Here is a 25,117-nt window from a genome sequence, read left to right as displayed (position 1 = left end):
TCGATAAGTAACCAATTAATAAGCCGAGTAATAAACCAAGCAGAAGGTGTCAGAAGACAATATAGTTTGATCGATTCCAATAAAGTGTGTCACTTTTCCTCTGCCAGCCCGCTTGGCAGAGGAAAAATGAACCGACGATAGCAAACACACCTTTGCCCCATTTTAAGGTAGACCTTTTACTCACTCACATCCTGTTAATGTGCGTTTGCCCTACAAAAAGTTATCCAAACTTAGATGGGGAGAGTACACGCCTCAAATCAATTTTAGTTATCTTGCATAGGTAAACCAACACAAACACGGTCGCTATTTAGCTATAATTGACCGATATTTACCTGTACTGGTCGAGTTGATGAGATATCAAAGTAAACCTGTAGATTCAATGCCACTTATGGCACCTGAAGATACATTTAAAGAGAAGACACAAACCAACACCCCTCATCATCCTATGTCAACGGATGACCCTCAAGAAGCCACCTTGGAATACAATGTGGCGTTAGCTTGTTCACTCGATGAGGTAAAAGCATTCAGTATTGATTCGTTTGTTATAGCTGAAACTGAAAAAGAAAAGAGCCCTCTCAACTCTTGGGTTAAATCAAGAGGTTCAGATGATATCAGTACTATCTTGAGTACTCCGATATTGGTTAATGAGCCTAAAACTTTGCTCTATCAGTTTGCAGGCTCTAAGAAAACAGCGTTGAGCTATGACAACGTCCTTCCTGTTAAAAAAGGCAGTGCCGTTTATCGCGATGTCTTTATTCCTGTTAAGCCTTCTGTTCAAGTTGATGAGCGTTTAGGTTGGCCTACAGAGGGGTATTTCTACCACTTTGTTGATGATGAACTTACCCATGAATACAAAATCGCGGGCAATAACAAGTGGGGCTTTAATGTCACTGAGTCCACTAAAGAGGGATTTAGCGATGAAATCATCGTATCCAAATCGCAATCTACGATTTTACTACCTTATAAAACCGACAATCAAGTGATTGCAAGGCAACACCTTTTGTATAGAAAAGAGAAACTCCCACAAAACGTTCTTCTGGATGACATTACGGCGGAGTGGCTTGATAAATACGCCTGTCTTCTTGATATGGATGTGGTGTTTTCTACTCGAACGGCATCGATTTTAGACAAAGAGAAAGAGCAGGATGGTAAAGTCATTTACATCATTAAGAGCGGGGATAGTCTGTCTAAAGTCGCGCACAGACAGGGAATAACACTCGAAGAATTACTGACTTTAAACCCTAAGTACAAGGACTCTCCAGACAGAGTGAATGTCGGTGATGAAATTATCATTGAAGTTGACGAAATGACGCAATTTGAACCTGAGTACCATACCTGTCAACTTGACACTAAGACGAATCAACGTGAAACATGGAGTAGTATTGCTGCGTTGTATAAGCTATCGGCTAAGTCCCTATTAGGTATGAATCCAGATTATGATGCTGACCCTTCTGCGTTATCACTTGGTGATAAGCTGCAAGTCACATTACCTAAAGAATCGAGTGGTCAATCTTCCGTTCGTTCTGCTTTACCTGCTGAAGACGTAACAACATCAAAAACAGCGTTTGCTCATTCCAATGTTCAGTGTGAAGTTAGCAGTAAAACCCACTGTAACGTGCATTTTATTGTTGGTGATTCGGGCGCTGATAAGAACACTCCTGTGATTAAAGTTAAGCAACTCATTTTGCGTTCAGAGCCGCTGTCAACACCTGATAAATTGGAGTTATTGGCTTCTGGTTATGGAGAGCCCCTTAGTAAGGGAAGTAAAGGGTTTGAGGTCAAAGCCATTCAAGAGGCATTGATTGACTTAGGTTTCGATTTAGGTCCTGAGGGGGCCGATGGTGATTTTGGCAAAGCGACAGAAAGCGCTATCAAACAGTTTCAAAAGGTCTATGAACCGACACATACCACACATCAAACTTATCAAAGTGGGGAAGTCGATGGGACTGTTGGTAAGAACACAATTCTTGCTTTGGATGAAGCGGTTAATGAAAATTGGAAACGCATTAATGCGATTAGTCATGAGAGTTGTAATTTATCAATTGACCATGAATTCATAGGGATTTTAGAGGGGAGTGAGAAGAATGGTTATGTTCCCGCTCCAGAAAAAAGTAATAGTGGTGTGACTATCGCTGTTGGCTTTGACTTAGGTGCTAGAAACATAGATGACCTCAAACGATTAGGACTATCGGTGGAATTGATAGAAAGGTTTACCCCTTATCTTGGTTTAAAGAAATTTGAAGCTGAATCTTTCTTAAATTCACATCCTTTATTGATTAATGATCAAGAATTAGAAACTATTGTTATGTTGGTTAAAGAAAGCGAAACTAAAAAAATAGTGTCAGCTTATAACAAAGATTCTGTTGTTAAGTTTGAGTGTTTACCTAAACAAGCTCAAACGGTGATCGCCTCAGTTGCTTATCAGTTTGGTTCTCAAGGAGTTATCGATGAAACGCCTAATTTCTGGAGGCAAGCGATTAATCAAGATTGGGTGGATATGTATCGCAATCTGATGAGGTTTGGTGATACAACCCCAACAAGGAGAAAGACAGAAGCAATGCTAATTAAGGAATTAGTTAAATGAAAATTTTAGTTTTTATGATAAGTTTTTTTTCGACGATAGTTCACGCCAATGTCATGGATGATATCTATAATAATTTGGATTTTACATCATTCCCCATATCACTGAACCCTAAAAGAATAGATGAAAAAAAATTGCCTGATTTTAAAGGACGAGAGCATATGGAGTACCTCTTGAATCCCAAAATAACTCAAGATGAGATCGTGATGGAAGGTGATAGTTGGTTTTATAAATTTAAGCTGTTAGATGAATGGAATGGGGATTTATATCTTTGCGTTTGGGACAAGTCTAAAGGTGGTACTTATGACGCTAGGTATCCCATTGTTATAAGAAAATATAACACAACATATGTTGCTCTTGCTTTAGACCCTACACCTCTTGAGGGAGGGTGTGACCGACTTGCTAAGTAAAGTGTGTGATTTTATAGCTTGTACACTAGTGTTATCAGGGCGTTTTTAACAATAATTTTGTTTATACCAACCAAGAACGAGCTTTGTTGCTAGTGCGATTTTACTGATCGCACTAGCACAACAGCTTTGCCATACCTGTAGTTATTCATTATTTTCTAATTTAGTAAAAACGCTGGCAAGGTTTTGTCCAAAAACGTTTCAGAAATTGATCAATCTTTATTGTTATTTCCATCGTATTTCTGGTAGTAATGCGTCTCAAAAGTGATCAGACTTTATCTTTTTATAGCGTACGAATCGCTTGAAGCGGCACATTTCCGATCAAAGTTTAATGTCCTCCGACAGAAGGCGTGGAAAGTCCTAGGGAAGGATTATTGCAAAAGAAAAGCCAAGTCGCTCATAGCGACTTGGCTTTATTTTATGCTCCTCGAGGGGGAGCGCTTTGGGGATTAGAGTTTACCGACAGAGCGTAAATACTCGTCAATGGCGCAGTCGCCAGTATGGTTGTGATAGCCCGGCTCATGCGCTGCCCATTTAGGGTCGACATTGATTGCGAGTGCCTTAAAAGGATCGACGGTTTCGCGGCTGTAATCGGCGAACTTCTGGCGATACTCTGCCAGCAATTCAGCATGAGCTGCGTCGTTCGCGAGGTTACGTTTCTCACCAGGGTCATTGATTAAATCGTAAAGCTCTTCGTCTTTGTTTTCTTGATATACGGTGTATTTGTGCGTTTTGGTTCGCAACATACGAGCGGGTTCAATAATGGTTTCGCGGCTGGTATACCACTGTGAAACCACATTGTCGCGCCAGTCAGCGGGTTGCTCTCCACGAATGAGTGGCATCACACTACGGCCGTACAAACCAACAGGAATTTCGATGCCCGCGTAATCGCAAAGGGTTGGGACTAAATCACACAAAGACAGTAATGCGTCGTTTTGCGCGTTTTCTGGAATGCCCGGGCCAGCCATAACAAATGGCACATTGGTGGTTTCTTCGTAGAAAAAGCTAAACTTGGTGACGTTTTTATGGCTAGTCATTGCGTCGCCATGGTCACTAAAGAATACCACTAACGTGTTGTCAGCCGCATCTGAGTTAGCCAGTGCGTTCAGTACGTTGCGAATACAATCATCACCCATTTTTGTGTAATGGTAATAGGCCGCTAAGTATTGTTGATAATTTAAATCACTCCAATGCGCCGCTTGGTGCATACGGTGGTGACGACAACACATATATTGAAGAGACAGTGGACGGTTGGTGATGTCATCGTCGTTGACGAAATTGTCTGGTAATTTAGGCAGCGGGCCAATACCTGGAATGTCGCCATGGGGGCCTGCAAATTCACCCACCCAGCCACAAATGTTGTGAGGGTTGTTGAAATCCACTGCCATGACAAAGGGTTTATCGTGTTTCTTGTTTAAAAATTCGATGCTCTTTTGTTCAGCATAGACGTCTTCGCGTGAGTCATAATCGACAGGGAAAGCATCGGGAGCGTCGAGCTCCATTTCAATTTGTTCAGCACATTCAAACCCACTCAGTGAGCCAAAGTCATGTTGTTTACCAAAGTGAACGCATTCATAGCCTTGTTCGGAGAACAACTTGCCAAGCGTTGGCATTGTGGTTGGAATATCAGGGCTATTGTTGCCGTGCACACCATTTTGGTGTGGAAGGCGACCAGTCCAAAACGAGGCACGCGAAGGGCCACATAGTGGGTAAGCGGTAAAGGCTGAATTGAACCGCGTACCTTTATTTATTATCGAGTCGATTGCTGGGGTTTTTGCAACCGTATTACCATAGGCAGCAATGCCTTTTTTAGCCAATTGGTCGGCGGTAATGATGAGGATATTCACCGGTTTACCGTTGACCGTTTGGCCTTTCATTTTTTCTGCTATTTGCTCTGCTGGCGTGTTTGCCGATGCAGAAAAGGTTGTCGCTACACCAGTTGTGACGGCTGCGCCAGCGACCCCTTTTATAAACTTACGTCGGGAAAGAGACATAATTCATCCTATTATTTCAGTTTGTTATTGATTTGGTAAACTTTAAATTGCTCGATCTCTAGGTGGCTTTTCCAAGTTCTGAACCCAAACATACCGCTAGGAATTCGTTCAATATCACTGATTTCATAGAGTTTTTTGTCATTAGCGAAGACGATAGTCTTATCTTCTAGACTGATGATCTTGATATTGGTCATAACGTTCGGTGTGTTCATAAATGCTTTTTCGCTAACGTCGTACTCCGGTAAAAGTGGTCTCGTGCCATCACCTGGATAGTGTCTAAAACGAGTCGTTGAATTGTCGTTAGCGCCATAGCCAATGTAGTAAAGCTTGAAGGGGTCATACTTACGCATATCGCCTTCTCGCCATTGCGAACGTTCGAAGAAACCTTCTCCTTCTGGCGCGTTAGCCATCCAGAAAAAGTTCAAATCGGTCCCTCTATCATTAGGCCCGCCTTGAACGACGACAGCGCCGTCAAATTCAATCACTGACGGTGCGGATATTTCGTTTTTAAACCAAACCGTTACGCCAGCACCATCATCAATATCCAGCTTGTTATCGATGATTGAAACGTGTGACGCAGCGGTTTTTTCAATGACCCATTTGTCGAGTCCTTGCTGGAAATTATCTTGATGTATGAGTGTGGTATTTTCCTCTATGAATGTAATGGGATCGGAGATTGCGAAAACGCTAATTGGGGTTAGCGTTGCGGCGATTAAGCCAGCAGTGAGCATCATGTTTCTATAGGTTGTCATTATCTTTTCTCGAAGTCAGTTGAAAACTTTCAATATATTACGCATCGTAAGCAATCGAAGGGGTGTAATCAAGAGGTGTCATTTAAAAGTGTGACTAAAATAACGCCAGATTAAATTAGGCTGGTGGTTGTTACTTTAGTTTCTCGTTATGGCTTTGTTTATTAGTTGTTTATATAGCTTTGTTAGAATAAATCGTCTTCATGTAAAGTGAAACTTGCTGTGACAGCCGTCACTTTCGCTTGAAAATGTGGTTTTCATATACTTTCGTTTTGTTATATTAACGACAAGATTTGAATGACAAATAAAAGAGGCATCACTCATGGCTAAGGCAAATGCTCGATCTACTCGATTTCATATGATGGCTAAGCCAGCAAGCTATCGATGCAACCTAAAGTGTGATTATTGCTTCTACCTCGAGAAAGAAGACATGATGTCGAGTGGGGAGAGTACCGAATCAAGCAATGAAACCAGTGCTCACAATATGTCTGATAGGCTGTTGAAGAAATACGTACGCGACTATATCGCCTCTCAAGATGGCGAAGAAATCGACTTTGCATGGCAAGGCGGCGAGCCGACATTGGCTGGCATCGATTTTTATAAGAAAGTGGTGGAGTACCAAAAACGCTATAGTGGCGGCAAAGTGATCACCAACAGTTTTCAAACCAATGCGGTGGCGATTAATCGTCAGTGGGCGCAGTTTTTTGCAGACAATAACTTTCTTATTGGCGTATCGGTTGACGGTGTCGCCGATGTTCATGATAAATATCGAATCTCCGTTAACGGACGTCCAACCTTTGAGCGTGTGCGCAAAGCCATTGAGCTATTGAAAGAATATAAGGTCGAGTTTAATACGCTAACGGTTATCAACGATCAAAACTGGGACAAAGGAAAAGAAACCTATCATGCGCTTAAAGCACTGGGTTCTGTTCACTTGCAGTTTATTCCTATTGTTGAAGTTGATGCTTCTTGCCAGCAAAGTACCACAGGTCATTATTCTCCTAGTGCTGACGCCAAATTAACCTCATTTTCTGTGCCTTCTCATGGTTATGGTCAGTTTATGACGGAAGTGTTTAATGAGTGGGTTAAGGAAGATGTAGGCACTATTTTCATTCGCATGTTTGACAGCATGTTAGCGACTTGGATGGGCTATCCTGCTTCTATTTGCGTTCAGTCGAAAGAGTGTGGTCAGGCGCTAGTGATTGAATCTAACGGCGATCTCTATTCTTGTGACCACTATGTCTATCCTGCCAACAAATTAGGCAATATCGAAGATACCGATATTGCAAAACTAGCCACAAGCAAGCAGCAAAAACGCTTCGGTGCGGCTAAGTTTTCTCGTCTAACCACACAATGCCAGCAGTGCCAATTTCAAGCACTGTGCTACGGCGGGTGTCCAAAACATCGCATTATTTCTAAAGAAGGCGAAAAGCATAAACAGAACTATTTATGCGAGTCATATGCTCAAATTTTCAATCATACCGCGCCAGTTATGCACTTAATGGTGCAGGAAATTCAGCGGGGCGGGATTGCAGCAAACGTCATGCCTATGTTGGCTGGCTATCGATAGATTCACAGTATTCATATTAACAGGAGATAACAATGAAACTGTCCTCGTTTAAGAAGACGGCTGTAGCGGGCATTGTGGCGGCAGCATGCGCTACTGTGCCATTTACATCCACCGCGAATGACCAAACAGAGCAACCTAATGTACTGGTCATTGTGATGGATGATCTCGGTATAGCACAAATGGACTTTATGCTTGATACGGTAGATAAAAATACGCTGAAGAAACGGCCCGTTCCTATGAGGTATGACGGTGATTTCGAGAAGTTATATGACGCTGCCAAACGCTCGATGCCCAATGTTACACAGTTAGCCAATGATGGTGTTCGTATGACGAATGCTTACGTGGCGACGCCTGTATGTGGCCCTTCTCGCGCTGCGATGATGACGGGGCGAAATCCCCATAGCTTTGGTACCTATAGTAACGATGATGCATCGTTAGGTATTCCAAAAGATATTACGCTTCTACCTGAAGTAATGAATGACAATGGTTACGCGACAGCCAACATTGGTAAGTGGCATAACGCTAAGGTTCGCAAAGAAAAGATCGCTGAAGAACTGCGTAGCCGTGATTATCATGAAAATGAAATCTCTATCGCCGAACCAGGCTTTGGGCCTGAAGAGCGCGGCTTTGATTATTCCTATAGCTTTTATGCTTCAGGGGCTGCGTTATACAACTCACCATCCGTATTTGAAAATGGCGTCAATGTACCCGCGCCAGGTTACTTAACGAAAAACCTAACAGATAAAACGATTCAGTTCATCGAAAGCCAAGCGAAAGACAAGCCATTCTTCGTTAACTTGGCATTAAGTGTGCCGCATATCCCGTTGGAGCAACACGCTCCTGCAAAGTATATGGACAGATTCGATACCGGTAATGTTGAAGTGGACAATTATTATGCTCACGTTAACGCTGCGGATGAAGGCATTGGTCAAATTATCGATAAGCTCAAAGAGTTGGGTGAATTTGACAATACGTTAATCTTCTTCCTTTCAGACAATGGTGCGGTGTTTGAATCACCAATGCCAATGAATGGAATGGACCGAGCCTTTAAGGGCCAGCGCTATCGTGGCGGTGTACATGTCCCATTTGTGGTGCATTGGAATGGCGTGATTCCAAAAGGCCAAGTTAATGACACGATGATTTCGGCGATGGATATCATACCAACGGCGATGGGAGCGGCAAATATTGATGTTCCTAAGAGCTTAGATATTAACGGACAAAATATCTTGCCGTTGCTAAAAGGTGAAGATCAAAAGCCTCATGAGTATTTATATTGGGCGGGCCCAAGAGCGCATCACTATGACGCGACTAATGCGGAATTTTGGAGCCATTACTGGCAGTGGATTACTTATAACGAGAACGAGTTTGTTCCAAGTAAGCATATTGAAAGACTGTCGAAAGGTGAGTGGGCGATAAAAGACCAAGAGTGGTCGCTGCATTATTATGATGATGGTAAGGCTGAATACGAACTTTATCATTATGCACAAGATCCAGCAGAGTCGAAAAACCTTGCCGATAAACACCCGGAAAAAGTCGCAGAGCTTAAGGCGGCGTTTTATGAGTGGATCAAAGAGAAGCCTGCACCTGTCAATTGGGGGCAAGATCGCTACGAAGTGCTAACTGAGTCAGCAAAATAACCTGAAAAGTCAGTCTCATTGCGATGAGGCTGACTTTTTTGTTGTGCCTTTAATTTCATTTAGAGCCGAGTTTCGTGAGAGTGTGATATCTCGGATAACGGCTTTTCACCTTCACCCCTTGGAATACTAGTAGGTTGCGTCATGTCAAAATTCATTGCTTCTACCCCACGCCCTGTTATCGCATACGAACATCCCGACTTTAAAATGCACCTTGCTACGCTGCGAGAGCATGTCATTCGTCAATGTAAAAAACGAACGGCATTGAATCGGAATGATGAAGCGATTCAGGCGGCCTTTTCTGGGGGAGAAAATGATCTGAAAAAGCAGTGCGAAGCGTTGCTTAAATATTTTGCCGAGGCGTTTGTCCATTATTCGGTTTGGGATCACAGCCATGCCTATTATCCAGGAAGACCTAGCCAACAAAATGCTCGAACTGATGCACTAGAAGGCTGTTCTCGATTGCTTCCTCTGTTGGCGGCTTGGCTGAATCAATCTTCTACTCAGTCGCCGTATTTAACCGGACTCAACGGTGAGAGTTTTAACGTTGTTGAGATCATTAAGAAAGCATTTTTAGCGGGCACCAACCCCAAGCATGCTGGCTATTGGGGCACCCTCACTGATTACGACCAAAAGGTGTGTGAAAGTGCCGATCTTGCGTTAACGCTATGGCTGTGTCGACGCTGGGTTTGGAAAACGTTGAAAGCGTCGCAACAACAACAGATTGCTGATTGGTTTTTGCAAGTGAATGACTGTAAAACCGTGGATAACAATTGGCACTTGTTTCCGCTTACCGTACAAGTGGTCATGAAAAGTTTGACTGGGCAAGACCGAGTCCAGCGAGAACGGTACCGTCGCGTGAAAGAGTTCTATGTTGGTGATGGTTGGTTTAGAGATGGTGCCAATGGTAATTACGATTATTACAATGCTTGGGGGTTTCACTACTCTCTCTACTGGATAGATCAAATTGATCCCACGTTTGATGCGACGTTTATACGCCGCTCTGCCGTTGAGTTTACCAATAACTATCGTTATTTCTTTTCTCCGCACGGATTTCCATTTTTTGGGCGCAGCGCGTGTTACCGACTTTCGGCACCTGCGCCACTGTTATCTGTTCTTGAGTACGCCGATTCAAAAGTGTCGGTTAGGCAAGCAAAGCGAGTGTTCTCCTCTTGTTTGAATACCTTTATCAGTAACGGGGCGCTTAAGTCAGGCTTACCGACTCAAGGGCTTTATGGTGATGATGTTCGTTTGGTTGATAACTATAGCGGTCCTGCGAGCAGCTTGTGGTCGCTGCGAGCTTTGATTATCGCTTTTTACAATGGGGAGAAGACCGGGCTGTGGTCTGCCTACGAAGGAAAATTAGAAATTGAACTTGCTGATTTTTGTTTTCAGATCGAAAGTATTGAAGCCATGGTATCAGGTTGTCAGAAAACTCAAGAAGTCGTAGTGACCTTCCAGCATGACTATACCCAGGAACAGTCGCCGTTCACCCGTGCACTCAAAAGCCAGTCATGGCTTGCTAGTACTCAAGAAAAGCTGACTGGGCGCGCGCAAAGACCAAAGAACAATCTATTACGTCAAGGTGTCACTACTTACTCTTCAAAAATGAATGGTTTCTTTTAGTTTCATTTTTCTTTAATTCGAAAGTATTTGTGTGATCTTGATCCTCTAATTTGCTTTTGTTTTCGGGTAGTATGCTAATTGAAAGCTAACGAAGGATTCTTTTGGGGTAATTTATGTTTTTAGTCTCTTCGCGAGAAATGTTATTGAAAGCGCAACTGGGTGGCTATGCTGTCCCTGCGTTTAATATTCACAACTTGGAAACCGTTCAGGTTATTGTTGAAACCGCGTCTGAAATGGGTTCTCCAGTTATCCTAGCAGGTACACCGGGCACGTTCTCTTATGCGGGCACTGACTATCTAGTGTCTATCTGTCGACAAGCTGCGGTGAAACATAAAATGCCGATAGCGTTGCACTTAGATCATCACGAATCATTTTCAGATATCAAAACGAAAGTGGAAGCGGGTATTAAGTCGGCAATGATTGATGGTTCACACTTTGATTTTGAGCAGAACATCGATTTAGTACGTCAAGTTGTACAATTCTGCCACGGCTGGGATTGCTCTGTTGAAGCTGAACTGGGTCGCTTAAGCGGCCAAGAAGATGACTTGATCGTTGATGCAAAAAATGCACTGTTTACCGACCCTGATGCCGCTGTTGAGTTTATTAACCGTACTGGTATTGATTCGCTCGCTATCGCTATCGGAACTGCTCATGGAATGTACAAAGAAGACCCTAACCTAGACTTTGACCGTCTTGGCGAGATTCGCAACAAGACCGATCTTCCATTAGTTCTGCATGGTGCATCGGGCGTGCCTGATGAAGATGTACGTCGTTGCATCGAGCTCGGCATTAACAAGGTAAACGTTGCGACAGAGCTTAAGATTGCGTTCTCTGATGCAGTGAAAGGTTACTTTATTGAGAACCCTACAGCGAATGACCCAAGACATTACATCATTCCTGGTAAGCAAGCGATGAAGGAAATTGTTCAACAGAAAATTCGTGTCTGCGGAAGCGAAGGTAAGTTGTAATTTTCGGTTAGCGCTGCATTAACGCGATTGTTTTGTTAACGCTACTGCCGTATTAACGCTTTCGCTTTATTAACAATAGTGCATCCATCACAGACTCTAAGCGGGATTGATTTTCAATGCCGCTTTTATTTTTCCCAAATAAAACAATCAGAATCTCGCTGAAGAGGTTGGAGTGACAATCATGACTAAGGTTCAAGCCACTAACCCAGTTAAAACAGTAGCCGTATTACTTGCCGATGGCTTTGAAGAAGCAGAGGCGGTCGTATTTATTGATATTATGCGCCGTCTTGATATCAATGTTGATGTGTTATCTTGCATGGAAACAACCACACTGAATAGCTATTTCGAAACTCGTATCTCTGCGGATGATTTGTTAACGAATAAACTAAACGAAAGTTATGATGCGGTTATGATGCCCGGTGGTCCAAAAGGAACGGATAACCTTACCGCGAACGCTAACGTACTGGCGTTTTTGAATAAGCATATTGAACAGGGCAAATTGATTTGTGCCTTGTGTTCTTCAGGCGCTAAAGTACTGGCAGCCAATAGTTTACTCCAAGGTCGCACGTATACAACTGGTGGTGGCTTGGAGAAGAAATTTGAAGACGGTAACTTTGTTGATAAGAAAGTGGTGATTGATGGCAACTTTATTTCAGGTAAAGGGCTTGGCGTGAGTTTTGAATTTGCGTTTACTGTCGCGAAAATGTTGCTAGCGGACAATCAGGAAAAAGTGGATTGGCAAGCGCAGCACATCTATTTTGATCATTGGCCATTACAAGATTGATATGCCTTCCGATCGCTTTCGGAAAATAGGGTAACAAAAACGGCAACGGAAACGTTGCCGTTTTTTATTATAATAAATAGCGATACATAGCCATCAAAACGTTACGCAATGTGTCCACATCATGTAACGATATCAAATAAAAAGCCTCAGTAATAAACTGAGGCTTTAACAATAGCGCGCGAATGCTTACTAAGTGTAGGCGTTAAGCACGTGCTCAGGCACTTCGGTTGGTCTCCATGGATCACCTGTGCGCTCAAGCCATGGTAGCAGCTCTTCTTTAATGAGCTTTTCGACGATTTGTGGTTGTTGATCGGCCACGTTTTTCATTTGATATGGGTCATTGGCCATATCATGCAAAACATAGCTAAGAGGCTTACCTACCTTTCGGTCGACCACCAAAGTATAGTCTCCGGTTCTCACCCCTCGGCGACCATACGACTGCCCACCATAAGGCATAAAGGTATAGAGCTGGGACGTTGGTCTTTCATCTCCTGCAATTCCTTTTACCGTGTTGGCAAAGTTACTGCCTTCTACAGTACCAGGGATATGTTCTGCGAGTCCTAACAGTCCCATGAGTGTTGGGTAAATATCCGGAGCAGAGAACAAAATATCATCTTGGTTTGGATTCAGAGTTCCAGGCCATCTGAAGACCATTGGGATGCGCATGGCTTCTTCGTAATGGACATTTTTAGTTGGATGACCGTTTGAACCAAGGCAGCAACCATGATCTGAGAAGAACACTACCAGCGTATCCTCTGTGAGCTGTAATCTGTCGAGTTCATCGACAATACGACCGATTTGCTCGTCCACACCATAGACCATAGCAAGGTACTCTTTGAAGTACTTAGGACCATAGCCTTCATCATAGTCTTTATCCCATACAACATTCTTACGAGTATTGAGTGATTCAGACGTTTCACCGTCAAATTTGTCGAGATATTTTTGAGGAACCTGATCATAAGGCGAGTGAGGAGGGTTCATCGAAACCACAAGCGTAAACGGTTTGTCATTATCGCGATATTTGCCATTGGTATTGCGTAGGTAGTTGATGGCAATGTCCGCTTCATGTTCAGCGCTCCACTGATCAATAAGCAGAGGTTTATCTCTTGGCGTGTCATTGGTCCAATACATCGGGTTCATATGCAGGTCATACGTACCGTAGCTGTACCAGAAGTCAAAACCATGACGACGATCGGGTGCGGTCCAGTCATTCCAATAACGTCCGCCCATTGGGTTGTTATAGCCAGGAACAAATGGCGCTTCTGGTGCATCTAAGTGCCACTTGCCAATATAGCCCATGCTGTAACCTTGATCTTTTAGAACGTCCGACCAAGTAATGTCATTTCTCTTTAGTTCAATACCAAAGTCGTGTCCGCCAAAGTTGCCAGGGACACCAGTGTGACTGTTTCCTTGAATACCATTTCGATATGGATATTGCCCAGTCATGAGCATGCCACGAAACGGAGTACAAAGCGGGAAGTTTGAAACCGCCTGTCTAAAGAACACACCTTGCTTAGCCAGCTTGTCCATATTGGGCGTAATAGAGCGGTCTTGTTTCATAAAGCCAAGCGATTGAGTACGAAGCTCGTCTGGAAATAGTACAAGTAGGTTTGGTTTTTTTTGCGATGCACCTTCTTTATTTTCGGATTGGTCGGCGGCAAGGGCTTTCGGAGTGAAAGAGGAGCAACCAGCAAGTGAGGTCGCTAACCCTCCAGCGCCAGTAATTGCAATGCCTTTAAGAATGTTTCTTCGTGATATTGACATATTATTCTCACATGTTGAGTTTTTGCTTGTAATCCTGCAAGGAAGATTTATTCTATTCGAAAACGTAGTAGGTTTACGTTGATGTCCATCGCAAGATAACGAAAGTTACACTTTTATTAATAACGACAAGAAGCAACGTCAATTGCGTGCGTTAAAAGGTGATTCAACCGTTATTTCGTTTACCAAGTAACCTAAGTAGAACAAAGGTTGCAAGGTAAATGAATAACATGATTACGATTGTTATTATGACGATAGTTATAACTTTCTTTTAGTAAAAAATCGGAATCATACGAAAGATTGTGAAAGAGATCTCAAGTTTTCACCTTTCGAGTTGTTACGGTGTTTTTTGGGTGTAGTATTAATTTCGAAAGCAAACGAAGGTTTGTTTTCAGTAGGAGACTAAAGAGTGAAAAGTGCGATCGAAAGGCGGATGGAAATCGTTGATGTTATCAACAGCGACGGTAAAGCGCGTGTAGAAGATTTAGCATCCCGATTTGGTGTCTCGAGTGTCACTATTCGAAGTGACCTGAGCTTTTTGGAAAAGAATGGTTATGTTGTGCGTTCGCATGGCGCCGCTATTCCAAATTCTGGGGTTTTAGCTGAGCTGACTGTTCAAGAAAAGCGCCATCAAAATGCAGGCACAAAAGGCTTGCTAGGTGCAGCAGCAGCAGAGCTCATTAAGAGTGGTGACACAGTCATTCTAGATTCTGGTACTACCACGCGAGAGATCGCGTCAAACCTCAAAAATATTGAGGATGTGGTAGTCATGACCAATGGTCTGGATGTAGCGATGGAGTTGTCATCATCTTCGGGTGTAGAAGTATTGATGACGGGTGGAGTCCTTCGAAAGAAGGCGCTATCTTTTTCAGGTTCACAAGCAGAAAGCAGTTTAAAGAATTATCGCTTTGACAAAGTCTTTTTGGGCGTGGATGGATTTGATTTACGAACCGGTATTTCCACATACAATGAACAAGAAGCCAGTTTAAATCGGCTGATGTGTGAAATTTCCGAACAAGTGATTGCAGTCGTTGATTCGAGTAAGTTTGGCAAGCGTAGTTGTCATATGATTCGCGAATTTGGTGACATACATACACTGATTACTGACACCGATATCCCACATGAGTATGTTCAGGGGTTACGCGAGTTAGGTGTAAATCTTATCTTAGTAGAGAAAAAATAGTTATTTCCTCCCTATCAAACTAACTCCATAGCAGGCATTCAGTCCTGATTGTGGAGTTAGTACATGAACACCCTTTTAAATATTATTCAACGTCATAAGCAGGGAGAATGCAACGGCATCTATTCCGTTTGTTCTGCTCACCCGCTTGTCATCGAAGCTGCATTGTTGCAAGCCAAAAATGACAACTCTGTATTATTGATCGAAGCTACGTCAAATCAAGTCGATCAGTATGGTGGCTACACTGGAATGACTCCAGAAGATTTTCGAAACTTTGTTTTTGAATTAGCTGAAAACTGTCAGTTCCCCCTATCTAATCTTATTCTAGGCGGTGACCATTTAGGTCCAAATCGCTGGCAAGATCTGCCTGCCTCTGAGGCAATGGTTAAAGCCGATGCATTGATCGCAGCGTATGTTGCGGCTGGATTCAAGAAAATTCACTTAGATTGCAGCATGTCATGTGCCGATGACCCAGTACCGTTGACCGACGAAATCGTCGCTAAGCGTGCGGCTCGTTTGGCCAAAATTGCTGAAACGACAGCGACTCAAGAGTTTGGCACAAGTGATGTGGTTTACGTTATTGGGACTGAAGTACCAGTTCCAGGTGGGGCTGCTGAAGAGCTTGAAGAGCTTGAAGTTACGACTGCGGAAGCCGCAACGGAAACCATCAATAGCCATCGCGTTGCATTTGAAAACGAAGGCATTACTGACTGTTGGCCACGTGTTGTTGGGCTAGTAGTTCAGCCTGGTGTTGAGTTTGACCATACGTCAGTCATTGACTACCGCCCAGAAAAGGCGACAGAGCTTAGCAACATGATAGAGCAACATGAGCACATGATCTTTGAGGCTCACTCTACCGATTACCAAACACTGCAAGCTTATCAAGATTTAGTTCGTGACCACTTTGCCATCCTTAAAGTTGGTCCGGCATTAACATTCGCCATGCGCGAAGCGTTATTTAGCCTTTGCAATATCGAAGAAGAAATCGTAACGAAAGCACATTGCTCTCATCTAAAAGAGCAAATTGAACAACAAATGTGTTTGAAGCCAGATAACTGGAAAAAATACTACCAAGGTGACTCTCATCAGCAGCGTTTCGCTAGAAGCTATAGCTTTAGTGACCGTATTCGCTATTACTGGCCAGATGAAGCCATTAGCGTGGCGCAAAACAAACTGTTTGAGAACTTAACTCAGTCAGGCTTGCCTTTCCCGCTACTCAGTCAGTATTTACCTGACCAATTTAATGCCATCCGTAAGGGTGAGCTGCAAGGCACGCCAAAAGCCGTTGTTATCGACAAAATCCAGCAAGTACTTCGTTCTTACGCGAAGGCTTGTAAGCTTCAAAACTAAGGAAAATCAATGAACAGTTATCTAGGTTATACCGAATCTGAACTTAATAATAATAAAGGCTATTGGACTGCAAAAGAAGTGATGCAGCAACCTGACTGCTGGCGTAAAACGTTCGATATCGTGAGTGAGTGCCGTCCTGCGTTAACTGACTTTTTAAGTCCGATCATTAACCAACCTAACTTTAGAATCATTTTAACAGGTGCGGGTACGTCAGCGTTTGCTGGTCGTGCGGTTGCTCCGGCGCTAACGAAAGTGACCAAGCATCGCATTGAGGCGATTGCTAGTACTGACCTTGTTTCAAATCCGACAGAGTATTTTTCTGAGGACTACCCAACACTGCTAGTTTCATTTGCTCGTTCAGGTAACAGCCCGGAAAGTGTCGCTGCGGTGGAATTGGCTGATCAGTGTTTGAGCAACTGTTACCACTTGTTCTTAACGTGTAACACTGAAGGCGAACTTTATAAAAGTAGTTTAAATAACGAAAGACGCTTTGCATTGGCAATGCCTGAAGAAAGTAATGACCAATCTTTCGCCATGACATCAAGTTTCACTTCGATGATGCTTTCACTATGTATCGTTTTTTCCGAAAATACTTTCAATAAACAAGAAATCGAAAATATTTGCGCGAATTCTGAGGCATGGATCAACGAAATAAATCCATTATTGACTAATATGTCAGGCGAATATGTTGAGCGAGTAATTTACCTTGGTAGCGGGGGATTACAAGGCTTGGCACAGGAATCTTCGCTGAAGCTTCTAGAGCTCACAGCGGGCAAGATTGTGTCTTGTTTTGACTCTCCGTTGGGCTTCCGCCATGGACCAAAATCTATCGTTGACGATAAAACAATTATCTTTGTTTTTGTTTCTAACGACCCCTACACGCGCAAGTATGATCTTGATTTAATTGCTGAATTACGTCGAGACAACATTGCCAAGCGGGTAGTTGCAATCACGGCTCAAGCCGATGATATCTCTGTCGATGAAAATTGCTCTCTTGTCCCAGGCATGTCTGCAGCTGCTGATGTACAACTCTTATTCCCTTATATCACTTTTGCCCAAATCTATGCATTCCATAGCGCATTGGGCCTTGGAAATACCCCTGATAACCCTTGCCCAACCGGTGAAGTAAACCGCGTGGTTCAAGGTGTGAATATCCATAAATTAAATAATTAATAAAGGTATGACTATGACTTCACCAAATATTGTATGGACCCGTATCGACGAACGTTTGCTACATGGCCAAATTCGTATCACTTGGGGTAAACACACAGAAGCTAACTTAATCTTAGTTGCTAACGATGAAGCTGCTGAAGGGTCAAATGCGGCCTTCATGCAAGCAGGTATGAAAGCGTCGGCTGGCGGTGAATACGCAGTGCGCTTCTTCTCTATTCAAAAAACCATCGAGGTGATTCACAAAGCGTCGCCAAAACAAAAGATTTTCGTTTTATGTAATACCCCAGAAGACGTTGCTCGTCTTGTTGAAGGTGGCGTGCCAATCACGCACTGCAATGTGGGTAACATGCATTTCCATGAAGGAAAACAGCAAATTGCAAAAACGGTATCAGTAGATGCAAAAGACATTGCAGCGTTTGAGCGTTTAACCGCAAAAGGCGTGACATGCACGATTCAAAACACACCTGACCAAACACCAGTTGATGTTTTGGAACAAGCGAAAGCGACAGCATAACGAGGACTTAGATAATGGTAATGGAAGCACTTCTGGTCGCACTTTGGGCGTTTTTCTGTGGTATCGATAAATACGATGTCGCATTAAACATCCACCGACCACTAATTACAGGCCCTGTCGTGGGCCTGATCATGGGAGATATGCAAATCGGCCTTATCGCTGGTGCAACTCTCGAACTTGCATGGCTTGGTTTAGTGCCAAACGCGGGTGCTCAGCCGCCTGATGTAACGCTAGGTACGATTGCTGCGGTTGCGTTTGCAGTGATGACAGGTCACTCAGCAGAAGTTGCTATGGGTGTTGGTATGCCAATCGCGGTTCTTATGCAAATGCTAGTGATTGGTTTCTTTGCAATGACATCATTTACGATGGGTAAAGCAGACCGATTTGCGGAGCGGGGGAATAGTGGCGGCATAGATATGTTGTTGATTGTCACTATCACGTTACGTGCCTTACTTTACGCTGTGGTTGCATTTGTCACTGTTTACTTCGGTGAGCAAGGTGCGAAATGGATTGATGAGAATGCTCCAACTGTCATTCTTGAAGGTCTTGGTATCGGTGCTCGTATGGTTCCGGCAATTGGTTTCGCGATGCTTCTTAAAATCATGTGGTCAAAAGAAGTGGCGGGTGTGTTCTTTATCGGTTTCGTTATGACAACGTATTTAGAACTACCAATTATGGCAGTAGCGGTAATCGGTGCATCAATCGCGGCTCTGTACTACTTCTTTAGCGGCAATGGCGACTCTAACAATAACAACCAGGTTGAGGAATTTGAAGATGGCATCTGATACCACACTACTTGACACTTTGGACGTGAAAACGGGCAAAGAAAATGACCAACACGTAAGCCTTATTGACGACGTTGATGGTTATGAAGATACAACGGTTAGACAGGTTATTAGCAAGAAAGATTTGTGGATTTGTTCAATTCGCGGACTTTTCATGGAAGGTAACTTTAACTTTGAGCGTATGCAAGCCGGTGGTTTCGCTTACTCAATTATCCCAGCACTGAAAAAAATTCACGGCAATAACAAGCGTGACTTTGCTAAAGCGCTAAAGAACCACCTTCAGTTCTTTAATGCGAGTCCAAAACTATTTACGTTCCTACTCGGTACTGCGATAGCGATGGAAGAGAACAAAGAAAAGCCGTCTACGGTTAACGTGGTTAAAGTCGCGGGTATGGGCCCTACAGGCGGAATCGGTGATGCGATTGACCACATGACGCTAATGCCACTGACTCTTGCTTTAGGTGCATCGATTGCACTTGAAGGGTCGATTGCTGGTCCGTTTGTGTTCTTCATCTTATACCAAGCCGTGCACTTCTTTGTTTACTTCTGGTTGATGTTCATGGGTTACAAGGCGGGTACTGCTGCCATGGTGAACCTAAGTGGTGCTACTGAGAAGTTGGCTAAAGCGGCGAACATTATGGGTATCTTCGTAATTGGGGCCTTGTCCGCCACCTTTATACGGGTACAGACCACCGCCACCTTGGAGTTGGGAGGGGCAGTGGTTAATCTGCAAACCGATCTCTTCGACAAGATAATGCCAAACTTATTACCGCTTGGTTTGGTGTTCTTAATGTTCAAAATGGTGAAAGGAACAGGCTTCTGGGCTAAACCACCTGTTCTTATCTTCTCAGCCTTGATCGGTGGTGTAATCGGTCACGCTCTCGGTATTTTGTAAGTGTTATAGAGGGGCGTTCGCCCCTCTCTTTTCTTGAGGTTTTATTATGATAGGTCTGGTTATCTCCGGTCACCTAAACTTTGCTACGGGTATGCAATCTGCAATGCGTGCAATCGCTGGTGAACAGCAACATGTTGAGTTCGTCGATTTTCTTGAAACAATGTCTACTGATGACCTTGAAGTTCAGTTAAGAGCGGCACGAGATAAAGTGGAAACGGGTAGTGGTGTGTTGTTTCTAACAGACATTCCAGGTGGTTCGCCGTGTAATCGTGCAATGACGATCATGATGGATACGCCTAATGTTGAATTGCTGGCTGGCGTAAACTTACCAATGATTGCCAATGCTGCGTTTGAGCGCGAAGACACAACGTTAAACGAGCTAGTTGAGACGCTGCAAGAAATTGGTATCAGCTGCCTTCAAGACATGCGTAAAGTGCTTGAAGAGTCTATGAAGGCAGAGCCAGTGCTGTGCGACGAGGAAGGACTATAAGTGATGACTTTTGCTGTGAAGTGTGCACGAACATTTACTGGCGCTGGTATTGAATCAGACAGTTATGTTGTGATAAATAGCGGCAAAGTCGAAGCGATAACTAAGCAGAAACCAGAAGGTATGCCTGTGCATACCTTCCCAAATCTCTCTTTATTGCCTGGCTTTATCGATATTCATATTCACGGACGCGGTGGTTCGGATGTTATGGATGCCTCCACCGAGTCTTTACAAACGATAGCCAATGCACTTCCTGAAACGGGTGTTGTTGCATGGGTAGGAACGACGGTCTCTGCGCCATGGCAAGATATTCTTGATGCATTGAGTAACGTTAAGCGCTACCTGACTGAAGACCAGAAACATGGCGCTCGTCTCCTAGGTAGTTTCCTAGAGGGACCTTATTTCACTGAACCCAATCGTGGTTCTCACCCAACTGCGTTTTTAAAATCGGCCACCATTGCTGAATTGGATGAGTTGGTCTCTGTTGCTGATGGCACGCTAATGCGTGTGGCCATTGCTCCCGAAACAGAGGGTGCGATGGATTGTATTGAATGGTTAAAACAGCGAAATATTCAAGTTTCTGTCGCCCATACCGCTGCCGATTATGCCCAAGTCACAGAAGCTTTCCATAAAGGCGCCGATTGTGGTGTTCATCTGTTTAATGGCATGAGTGGTTTGCATCACCGTGAACCGGGCTGTGCTGGCGCTATTCTTTACCACGACATGCTAGCGGAATTGATTGCCGATGGAGTTCACGTCAACCCTGTCATGATGCAACTCGCTTATCGCATGAAAACCTATCAAGGCATTGCCCTTATTACAGATTGTATGAGAGCAGGTGGTCTAGAAGATGGTGATTACCAACTGGGCGCTCAAACCGTTTCAGTAAAAGATGGCCAAGCCAGAACAAAATGCGGCTCTTTAGCGGGCAGCACTTGTAGCATGGACCAAGCAGTTCGCAACATGATCTTTAGCGCGGGTGTTCCTGAATGGGAAGCGGTGCAGATGGCGAGCTCGGTACCGGCTAAATACCTTGGTCTAGACAATCAGCTTGGCAGCATTGCTGTTGGTAAGAACGCCTCGTTCACCTTGGTCGACAGCGACCTAAATATACATCACACAATGATTGATGGTGATTGGGCATACCAATCCGTAAGTAAATAAAATTTCAGGGATAATTATGAATATTCGTCAACCGATCCACAGTGATCATGCTAAGCAACTGGATACCGCGGGGATCCGTGAGCAATTCTTGATTGAAGACATGTTCCAGCCAGATGCGATCAATCTGACATACAGCCACATTGACAGAATTATTGTTGGTGGCGCGGTACCGACGGCGAGTGCGTTGGCGCTGCAAGGTGGCAAAGAGTTAGGTGTTGATTTCTTTTTAGAGCGTCGTGAGTTGGGTGTGATCAACATTGGTCATCCTGGGATCATCACGGTTGATGGCGTCGAATATGAGATTGGTACTCGCCAAGCCCTTTACGTTGGTAAAGGGGCAAAAGATGTCCAATTTAGTAGCGTATCGGCAGAGTCTCCAGCGCGTTTCTATATTAACAGCGCACCTGCCCATCAAACGTATCCAACGCGTAAAATTGGCGTTGAAGATGCGTCGGTAGAAACGTTAGGTTCTCCTGAGAACTGTAACGTGCGAACCATCAATAAGTATTTGCACCCAAGCGTACTGCCGACTTGTCAGCTATCAATGGGCTTAACAGAACTCGCACCAGGAAGCCTTTGGAATACGATGCCATGCCATACCCATGAGCGTCGCATGGAAGTGTATCTCTATTTCAACATTCAAGCGGATAACTTGGTGTTCCATTACATGGGCGAGCCACAAGAGACTCGTCATATTGTGGTTCGCAATGAACAGGCGGTAATCAGCCCAAGCTGGTCGATACATTCCGGTGTCGGTACCGCGGCGTACACGTTCATATGGTCAATGGTCGGTGAAAACCAGACATTCCATGATATGGACCATGTAAAAATGAGCGACTTGAAATAGCCAAAAAATAACGACTAGCGTGAGGAAATAACGCTGATCTGTTTTTAATCTGTTATTTGAAAGTCATCTCGTAGATAGAATTATTAATTTTAAAGAACAGTAATAAGGGCAAATACAACTTGTTGGTATTACTGTTTCTTTAGGTAAGGATTGAATGATGAGCTTAGGAACAAAAGAAGAAATTTTGGCGACGATGAAGCGTGTATATCGCTATCAAGCCAACAATCAAACACGTAGTGTTGTTCGTCGTAGTGGTAAAACGCGCTTTATTAAAGATACCGATTGGGAGCGTGGTGTGTTTTGGTCGTGTACATCGGCGGCTTGGAAAGCAACGGATGACAATGAATATCTTGAAGGTGTTTTAGATTACGCCCTTCATACAGGCTTTAGAACAGGCCCCAATGCTCGCTTTGCCGATGATCATATCTGTTGCCAAGCGTATATCGATGTATACCCAACCGTTGATCAAATTGAAGCGCTAGAGCCAACCATCAAAGCACTCGATATTATGGTAGATGAGCCAGCGCCTGGCCGCAAAGATTGGTGGTGGTGTGATGCATTGTTTATGGCTCCGCCTTCTTTTGCTGCGCTCTCTCAGCAAACGGGCGATGAGCGCTACTTAAATTATATGCATACTGCTTATTGGGATAGCGTCAATCATCTATTAGACCCTGAAACTGGCTTATTTTACCGAGATCACCGCTATATTCCGGACGGCAAAGGTGGAGAGCTACGTGAAAGCAATGGCGAAAAGGTATTTTGGAGCCGTGGTATTGGTTGGGTGTTAGCGTCAGTACCTCGTTTAATGGAGCGTATGCCAGAAGACTTTCATGGCAGAGAGCAGTACTTGGCCATGTACAAAGACCTTGCGGCTGAAGTGATTAAGTATCAGCAGGCAGATGGTTTTTGGCGAACAAGCTTGCTAGACCCAGAAAGCTTCCCAGCACCAGAGAGCAGTGCTACATCATTGTTCTGTTACGGTTTAGCATGGGGCATCAATAATGGTCTTTTAGACCGTGAAACCTACATGCCAGTGGTAGAAAAAGCATGGGCAGTGCTACAGCCATGTATCCATGAGAATGGAATGATGGGATGGGTTCAACTGCCAGCGTTCAATCCACGAGATGTTAAGTTTGAGCACAATATTGACTATGGTGCGGGTGCCTTTATGTTGGCGGCCTCTCAAGTCGCAATATTGAGCGAGTAATTACATAGTTAGCGTTTACAAGGCCGATTTTGACTTGATTGAAATCGGCCTTTTTATTAGTAAAGGAAATAAATATGATAAAGAAATTAGCACCAGCGTTACTACTCCTTAGTGGTTCACTTATTGCTGCTGAAAAAACTAACGATATTGAAAATATTTACCAAATCCAATACACAAAAATAACGCCACAACTCGGTGATAAAGACAGTAATACACTGTGGGAGAGCGCCAATACATTAACGAGCTTTACATTACCTTGGAGAACGACGACACCACCAAAAACTCAATTTAAAGCACTTTGGAACGAAGACGCTATCTATATTCGCTATATCGTAGAAGACCGCAATGTTGTCATTGGAAGCGATCCACAGCGTGGCGCATTAGATTCTGATCGTGTGGAAATATTCTTAGCGCAAGACCGTCAGTTAACGAATTACTATACCTTGGAAGTCGATGCCACCACCCAGTTTTACAGCATGCACGCTCAATATGACCAAAAAGCGAAAAAGATCGGCAGTCGCGATGATGTCTGGCATTGGAACAATGTTGAAACTTATGGTGACACCACGCCTGATGGTTATCATGTAGAAATGAAAATCCCACTAGAAACGATTACAGAACTCAAGCTTTGGCAAAATGATGATCAAACCCAGCTACTGTGTGCTCTGATGAGAGCGGAGTTTTCCAAAATGGAGAATGGAGACATAGACATGGCGTGGATGACTTGGATCGATCCGAATACCCCTAAGCCTAACTTCCACAATCCAGGCACATTTGGTGAGTGTCAGTTAGTCAAATAGCGGACTGTTTTTGATATAGATTGCTACTTGCAATGGTAAATAAGGGTCACTTGGTAGCGACCCTTATTAATAGTTAATAGTTAATAGTTAATAGTTAATCGTAAATAGTTAGCTAGGATGAATTAGCGAGAAAACAGTAATGAAGATTCTTGACTTAAATTGGTCAAAAGAAGAGTTTTGTTGTTTACGATATCAACTCGGCGACTTTGCTGCGCTTCAATTTTCAGAAATCGCATAATAATAGCGAGTTGCGCTGTAGTTAGTGGCTCGGATGGGTTAACGCTCGTATCTTTAAACTCATGGGGAGACACTAGCAGATAATTATCGGTCACTTTCCAAGTACCAAATTCAGATATTTTTATCAGTGAAGACTCGTTTGACGAGTCTGTTGACCACTGCATTGACGATTCTCGAAAGTATTCACCATTGGGTAGGTAGCGAACGTTTGCCGTGATTTTCAAGTGACGCAAAGGGACGATTTCAGTGTCCAGATAGTGATGCTCATTGACTACGCCTGAAATATGAGTTTGCCATTCATTGGCCATAAGGGCTCGCTCTATTTTTCGGTCGCTCTTATTATACAGCCAAAAGCTGAATATCGCAGAGGTGAAAAATAAAGTGAAAACATACGACCGTTTCAT

At 43.6% G+C, this 25,117-nt stretch carries 22 protein-coding genes; 18 read left to right on the top strand and 4 right to left on the bottom strand.

Annotation, left to right across the window (positions count from 1 at the left end):
• Positions 1 to 349: 349 nt before the first annotated feature.
• Together L4D74_RS09915 and L4D74_RS09910 are read left to right on the top strand one after the other, a co-directional pair.
• Positions 350 to 2,584 carry a pesticin C-terminus-like muramidase gene (locus tag L4D74_RS09915; RefSeq protein WP_428751984.1) on the top strand — a complete coding sequence of 745 codons (2,235 nt, stop codon included), beginning with the start codon at positions 350 to 352 and terminating at the stop codon, positions 2,582 to 2,584.
• Entirely contained in the window at positions 2,581 to 2,991 is a 411-nt protein-coding gene (locus L4D74_RS09910) for a hypothetical protein (RefSeq protein ID WP_428751983.1), read from the top strand. Before L4D74_RS09915 ends, L4D74_RS09910 begins: the two co-directional genes overlap by 4 nt.
• A gap of 446 nt (positions 2,992 to 3,437) precedes the next feature.
• Here the strand turns inward: L4D74_RS09910 and L4D74_RS09905 are convergent, their stop codons facing one another.
• Together L4D74_RS09905 and L4D74_RS09900 are read right to left on the bottom strand one after the other, a co-directional pair.
• A complete protein-coding gene (locus L4D74_RS09905) occupies positions 3,438 to 4,982 on the bottom strand; it encodes a sulfatase family protein (RefSeq protein WP_428751982.1) in 1,545 nt (514 codons plus the stop codon).
• Between the two features lie 11 nt (positions 4,983 to 4,993).
• A complete protein-coding gene (locus L4D74_RS09900; protein ID WP_428751981.1) occupies positions 4,994 to 5,734 on the bottom strand; it encodes a DUF6250 domain-containing protein in 741 nt (246 codons plus the stop codon).
• 319 nt (positions 5,735 to 6,053) lie between these two features.
• On the opposite strand from L4D74_RS09900, the gene L4D74_RS09895 reads away from it, so the two are divergent.
• From L4D74_RS09895 to L4D74_RS09875, 5 genes are all read left to right on the top strand, one after another.
• Positions 6,054 to 7,301 carry an anaerobic sulfatase maturase gene (locus tag L4D74_RS09895; protein WP_428751980.1) on the top strand — a complete coding sequence of 416 codons (1,248 nt, stop codon included), beginning with the start codon at positions 6,054 to 6,056 and terminating at the stop codon, positions 7,299 to 7,301.
• A 32-nt stretch (positions 7,302 to 7,333) separates the two neighbouring features.
• Positions 7,334 to 8,938, top strand: coding sequence for a sulfatase family protein (locus tag L4D74_RS09890; protein WP_428751979.1), 1,605 nt, complete (start codon positions 7,334 to 7,336; stop codon positions 8,936 to 8,938).
• A 141-nt stretch (positions 8,939 to 9,079) separates the two neighbouring features.
• Positions 9,080 to 10,561 (top strand): DUF2264 domain-containing protein, encoded by a 1,482-nt coding sequence (locus L4D74_RS09885; RefSeq protein WP_428751978.1) that lies wholly within the window; start codon positions 9,080 to 9,082, stop codon positions 10,559 to 10,561.
• A gap of 113 nt (positions 10,562 to 10,674) precedes the next feature.
• Complete coding sequence (locus tag L4D74_RS09880; protein WP_428751977.1) at positions 10,675 to 11,529, top strand: tagatose bisphosphate family class II aldolase; 855 nt, start codon at positions 10,675 to 10,677, stop codon at positions 11,527 to 11,529.
• Between the two features lie 181 nt (positions 11,530 to 11,710).
• Complete coding sequence (locus L4D74_RS09875; protein WP_428751976.1) at positions 11,711 to 12,313, top strand: DJ-1/PfpI family protein; 603 nt, start codon at positions 11,711 to 11,713, stop codon at positions 12,311 to 12,313.
• A gap of 189 nt (positions 12,314 to 12,502) precedes the next feature.
• Here L4D74_RS09875 and L4D74_RS09870 read toward each other — a convergent pair whose 3' ends face one another.
• On the bottom strand, positions 12,503 to 14,077 hold the full coding sequence (locus L4D74_RS09870) for a sulfatase-like hydrolase/transferase (protein WP_428751975.1): 1,575 nt from the start codon (positions 14,075 to 14,077) through the stop codon (positions 12,503 to 12,505).
• 406 nt (positions 14,078 to 14,483) lie between these two features.
• Between L4D74_RS09870 and agaR the strand changes: the two genes are divergently transcribed.
• The 11 genes from agaR to L4D74_RS09815 all read left to right on the top strand — a co-directional run bounded on the left by agaR (position 14,484) and on the right by L4D74_RS09815 (position 24,476).
• A complete protein-coding gene (gene agaR, locus L4D74_RS09865; protein ID WP_428751974.1) occupies positions 14,484 to 15,257 on the top strand; it encodes a transcriptional repressor AgaR in 774 nt (257 codons plus the stop codon).
• A gap of 63 nt (positions 15,258 to 15,320) precedes the next feature.
• Positions 15,321 to 16,604 carry a tagatose-bisphosphate aldolase subunit KbaZ gene (gene kbaZ / locus L4D74_RS09860; RefSeq protein ID WP_428751973.1) on the top strand — a complete coding sequence of 428 codons (1,284 nt, stop codon included), beginning with the start codon at positions 15,321 to 15,323 and terminating at the stop codon, positions 16,602 to 16,604.
• A 9-nt stretch (positions 16,605 to 16,613) separates the two neighbouring features.
• Positions 16,614 to 17,777: an SIS domain-containing protein gene (locus L4D74_RS09855; protein WP_428751972.1), complete on the top strand. Its 1,164-nt coding sequence runs from the start codon at positions 16,614 to 16,616 to the stop codon at positions 17,775 to 17,777.
• Positions 17,778 to 17,790: 13 nt separating this feature from the next.
• A complete protein-coding gene (gene agaV / locus L4D74_RS09850; RefSeq protein ID WP_428751971.1) occupies positions 17,791 to 18,291 on the top strand; it encodes a PTS N-acetylgalactosamine transporter subunit IIB in 501 nt (166 codons plus the stop codon).
• A gap of 14 nt (positions 18,292 to 18,305) precedes the next feature.
• The gene (gene agaW / locus L4D74_RS09845) at positions 18,306 to 19,076 is read left to right on the top strand and encodes a PTS N-acetylgalactosamine transporter subunit IIC (protein ID WP_428751970.1); all 771 of its coding nucleotides are present in this window, start codon (positions 18,306 to 18,308) and stop codon (positions 19,074 to 19,076) included.
• Positions 19,066 to 19,971 (top strand): PTS system mannose/fructose/sorbose family transporter subunit IID, encoded by a 906-nt coding sequence (locus L4D74_RS09840; RefSeq protein ID WP_428751969.1) that lies wholly within the window; start codon positions 19,066 to 19,068, stop codon positions 19,969 to 19,971. Before agaW ends, L4D74_RS09840 begins: the two co-directional genes overlap by 11 nt.
• Positions 19,972 to 20,017: 46 nt before the next feature.
• On the top strand, positions 20,018 to 20,461 hold the full coding sequence (gene agaF, locus L4D74_RS09835) for a PTS galactosamine/N-acetylgalactosamine transporter subunit IIA (RefSeq protein WP_428751968.1): 444 nt from the start codon (positions 20,018 to 20,020) through the stop codon (positions 20,459 to 20,461).
• A gap of 3 nt (positions 20,462 to 20,464) precedes the next feature.
• On the top strand, positions 20,465 to 21,622 hold the full coding sequence (nagA, locus tag L4D74_RS09830; RefSeq protein ID WP_428752114.1) for an N-acetylglucosamine-6-phosphate deacetylase: 1,158 nt from the start codon (positions 20,465 to 20,467) through the stop codon (positions 21,620 to 21,622).
• 16 nt (positions 21,623 to 21,638) lie between these two features.
• Positions 21,639 to 22,469 carry a 5-dehydro-4-deoxy-D-glucuronate isomerase gene (gene kduI / locus L4D74_RS09825; protein ID WP_428751967.1) on the top strand — a complete coding sequence of 277 codons (831 nt, stop codon included), beginning with the start codon at positions 21,639 to 21,641 and terminating at the stop codon, positions 22,467 to 22,469.
• A gap of 157 nt (positions 22,470 to 22,626) precedes the next feature.
• Complete coding sequence (locus L4D74_RS09820) at positions 22,627 to 23,676, top strand: glycoside hydrolase family 88/105 protein (RefSeq protein ID WP_428752113.1); 1,050 nt, start codon at positions 22,627 to 22,629, stop codon at positions 23,674 to 23,676.
• Between the two features lie 74 nt (positions 23,677 to 23,750).
• Positions 23,751 to 24,476 carry a carbohydrate-binding family 9-like protein gene (locus tag L4D74_RS09815; protein WP_428751966.1) on the top strand — a complete coding sequence of 242 codons (726 nt, stop codon included), beginning with the start codon at positions 23,751 to 23,753 and terminating at the stop codon, positions 24,474 to 24,476.
• A 122-nt stretch (positions 24,477 to 24,598) separates the two neighbouring features.
• Here the strand turns inward: L4D74_RS09815 and L4D74_RS09810 are convergent, their stop codons facing one another.
• The gene (locus tag L4D74_RS09810) at positions 24,599 to 25,117 is read right to left on the bottom strand and encodes a regulatory protein ToxS (RefSeq protein ID WP_428751965.1); all 519 of its coding nucleotides are present in this window, start codon (positions 25,115 to 25,117) and stop codon (positions 24,599 to 24,601) included.

Source organism: Vibrio cionasavignyae (assembly GCF_050337155.1).
GTDB classification, from domain to species: Bacteria; Pseudomonadota; Gammaproteobacteria; order Enterobacterales; family Vibrionaceae; genus Vibrio; species Vibrio nomapromontoriensis.
This window is presented reverse-complemented; position numbering and strand designations above follow the sequence as displayed.

What these genes read in the sequence shown, in the direction of transcription:
- nagA (WP_428752114.1), top strand. Translation starts at nt 20,465, where the DNA reads ATGACTTTTGCTGTGAAGTGTGCACGAACATTTACTGGCGCTGGTATT.
- L4D74_RS09910 (WP_428751983.1), top strand. Translation starts at nt 2,581, where the DNA reads ATGAAAATTTTAGTTTTTATGATAAGTTTTTTTTCGACGATAGTTCAC.
- L4D74_RS09890 (WP_428751979.1), top strand. Translation starts at nt 7,334, where the DNA reads ATGAAACTGTCCTCGTTTAAGAAGACGGCTGTAGCGGGCATTGTGGCG.
- L4D74_RS09900 (WP_428751981.1), bottom strand. Translation starts at nt 5,734, where the DNA reads ATGACAACCTATAGAAACATGATGCTCACTGCTGGCTTAATCGCCGCA.
- L4D74_RS09815 (WP_428751966.1), top strand. Translation starts at nt 23,751, where the DNA reads ATGATAAAGAAATTAGCACCAGCGTTACTACTCCTTAGTGGTTCACTT.
- L4D74_RS09855 (WP_428751972.1), top strand. Translation starts at nt 16,614, where the DNA reads ATGAACAGTTATCTAGGTTATACCGAATCTGAACTTAATAATAATAAA.
- L4D74_RS09880 (WP_428751977.1), top strand. Translation starts at nt 10,675, where the DNA reads ATGTTTTTAGTCTCTTCGCGAGAAATGTTATTGAAAGCGCAACTGGGT.
- L4D74_RS09810 (WP_428751965.1), bottom strand. Translation starts at nt 25,117, where the DNA reads ATGAAACGGTCGTATGTTTTCACTTTATTTTTCACCTCTGCGATATTC.
- L4D74_RS09895 (WP_428751980.1), top strand. Translation starts at nt 6,054, where the DNA reads ATGGCTAAGGCAAATGCTCGATCTACTCGATTTCATATGATGGCTAAG.
- kbaZ (WP_428751973.1), top strand. Translation starts at nt 15,321, where the DNA reads ATGAACACCCTTTTAAATATTATTCAACGTCATAAGCAGGGAGAATGC.
- L4D74_RS09875 (WP_428751976.1), top strand. Translation starts at nt 11,711, where the DNA reads ATGACTAAGGTTCAAGCCACTAACCCAGTTAAAACAGTAGCCGTATTA.
- agaW (WP_428751970.1), top strand. Translation starts at nt 18,306, where the DNA reads ATGGTAATGGAAGCACTTCTGGTCGCACTTTGGGCGTTTTTCTGTGGT.
- L4D74_RS09870 (WP_428751975.1), bottom strand. Translation starts at nt 14,077, where the DNA reads ATGTCAATATCACGAAGAAACATTCTTAAAGGCATTGCAATTACTGGC.
- L4D74_RS09840 (WP_428751969.1), top strand. Translation starts at nt 19,066, where the DNA reads ATGGCATCTGATACCACACTACTTGACACTTTGGACGTGAAAACGGGC.
- agaV (WP_428751971.1), top strand. Translation starts at nt 17,791, where the DNA reads ATGACTTCACCAAATATTGTATGGACCCGTATCGACGAACGTTTGCTA.
- kduI (WP_428751967.1), top strand. Translation starts at nt 21,639, where the DNA reads ATGAATATTCGTCAACCGATCCACAGTGATCATGCTAAGCAACTGGAT.
- L4D74_RS09820 (WP_428752113.1), top strand. Translation starts at nt 22,627, where the DNA reads ATGAGCTTAGGAACAAAAGAAGAAATTTTGGCGACGATGAAGCGTGTA.
- L4D74_RS09885 (WP_428751978.1), top strand. Translation starts at nt 9,080, where the DNA reads ATGTCAAAATTCATTGCTTCTACCCCACGCCCTGTTATCGCATACGAA.
- agaF (WP_428751968.1), top strand. Translation starts at nt 20,018, where the DNA reads ATGATAGGTCTGGTTATCTCCGGTCACCTAAACTTTGCTACGGGTATG.
- L4D74_RS09905 (WP_428751982.1), bottom strand. Translation starts at nt 4,982, where the DNA reads ATGTCTCTTTCCCGACGTAAGTTTATAAAAGGGGTCGCTGGCGCAGCC.
- L4D74_RS09915 (WP_428751984.1), top strand. Translation starts at nt 350, where the DNA reads ATGAGATATCAAAGTAAACCTGTAGATTCAATGCCACTTATGGCACCT.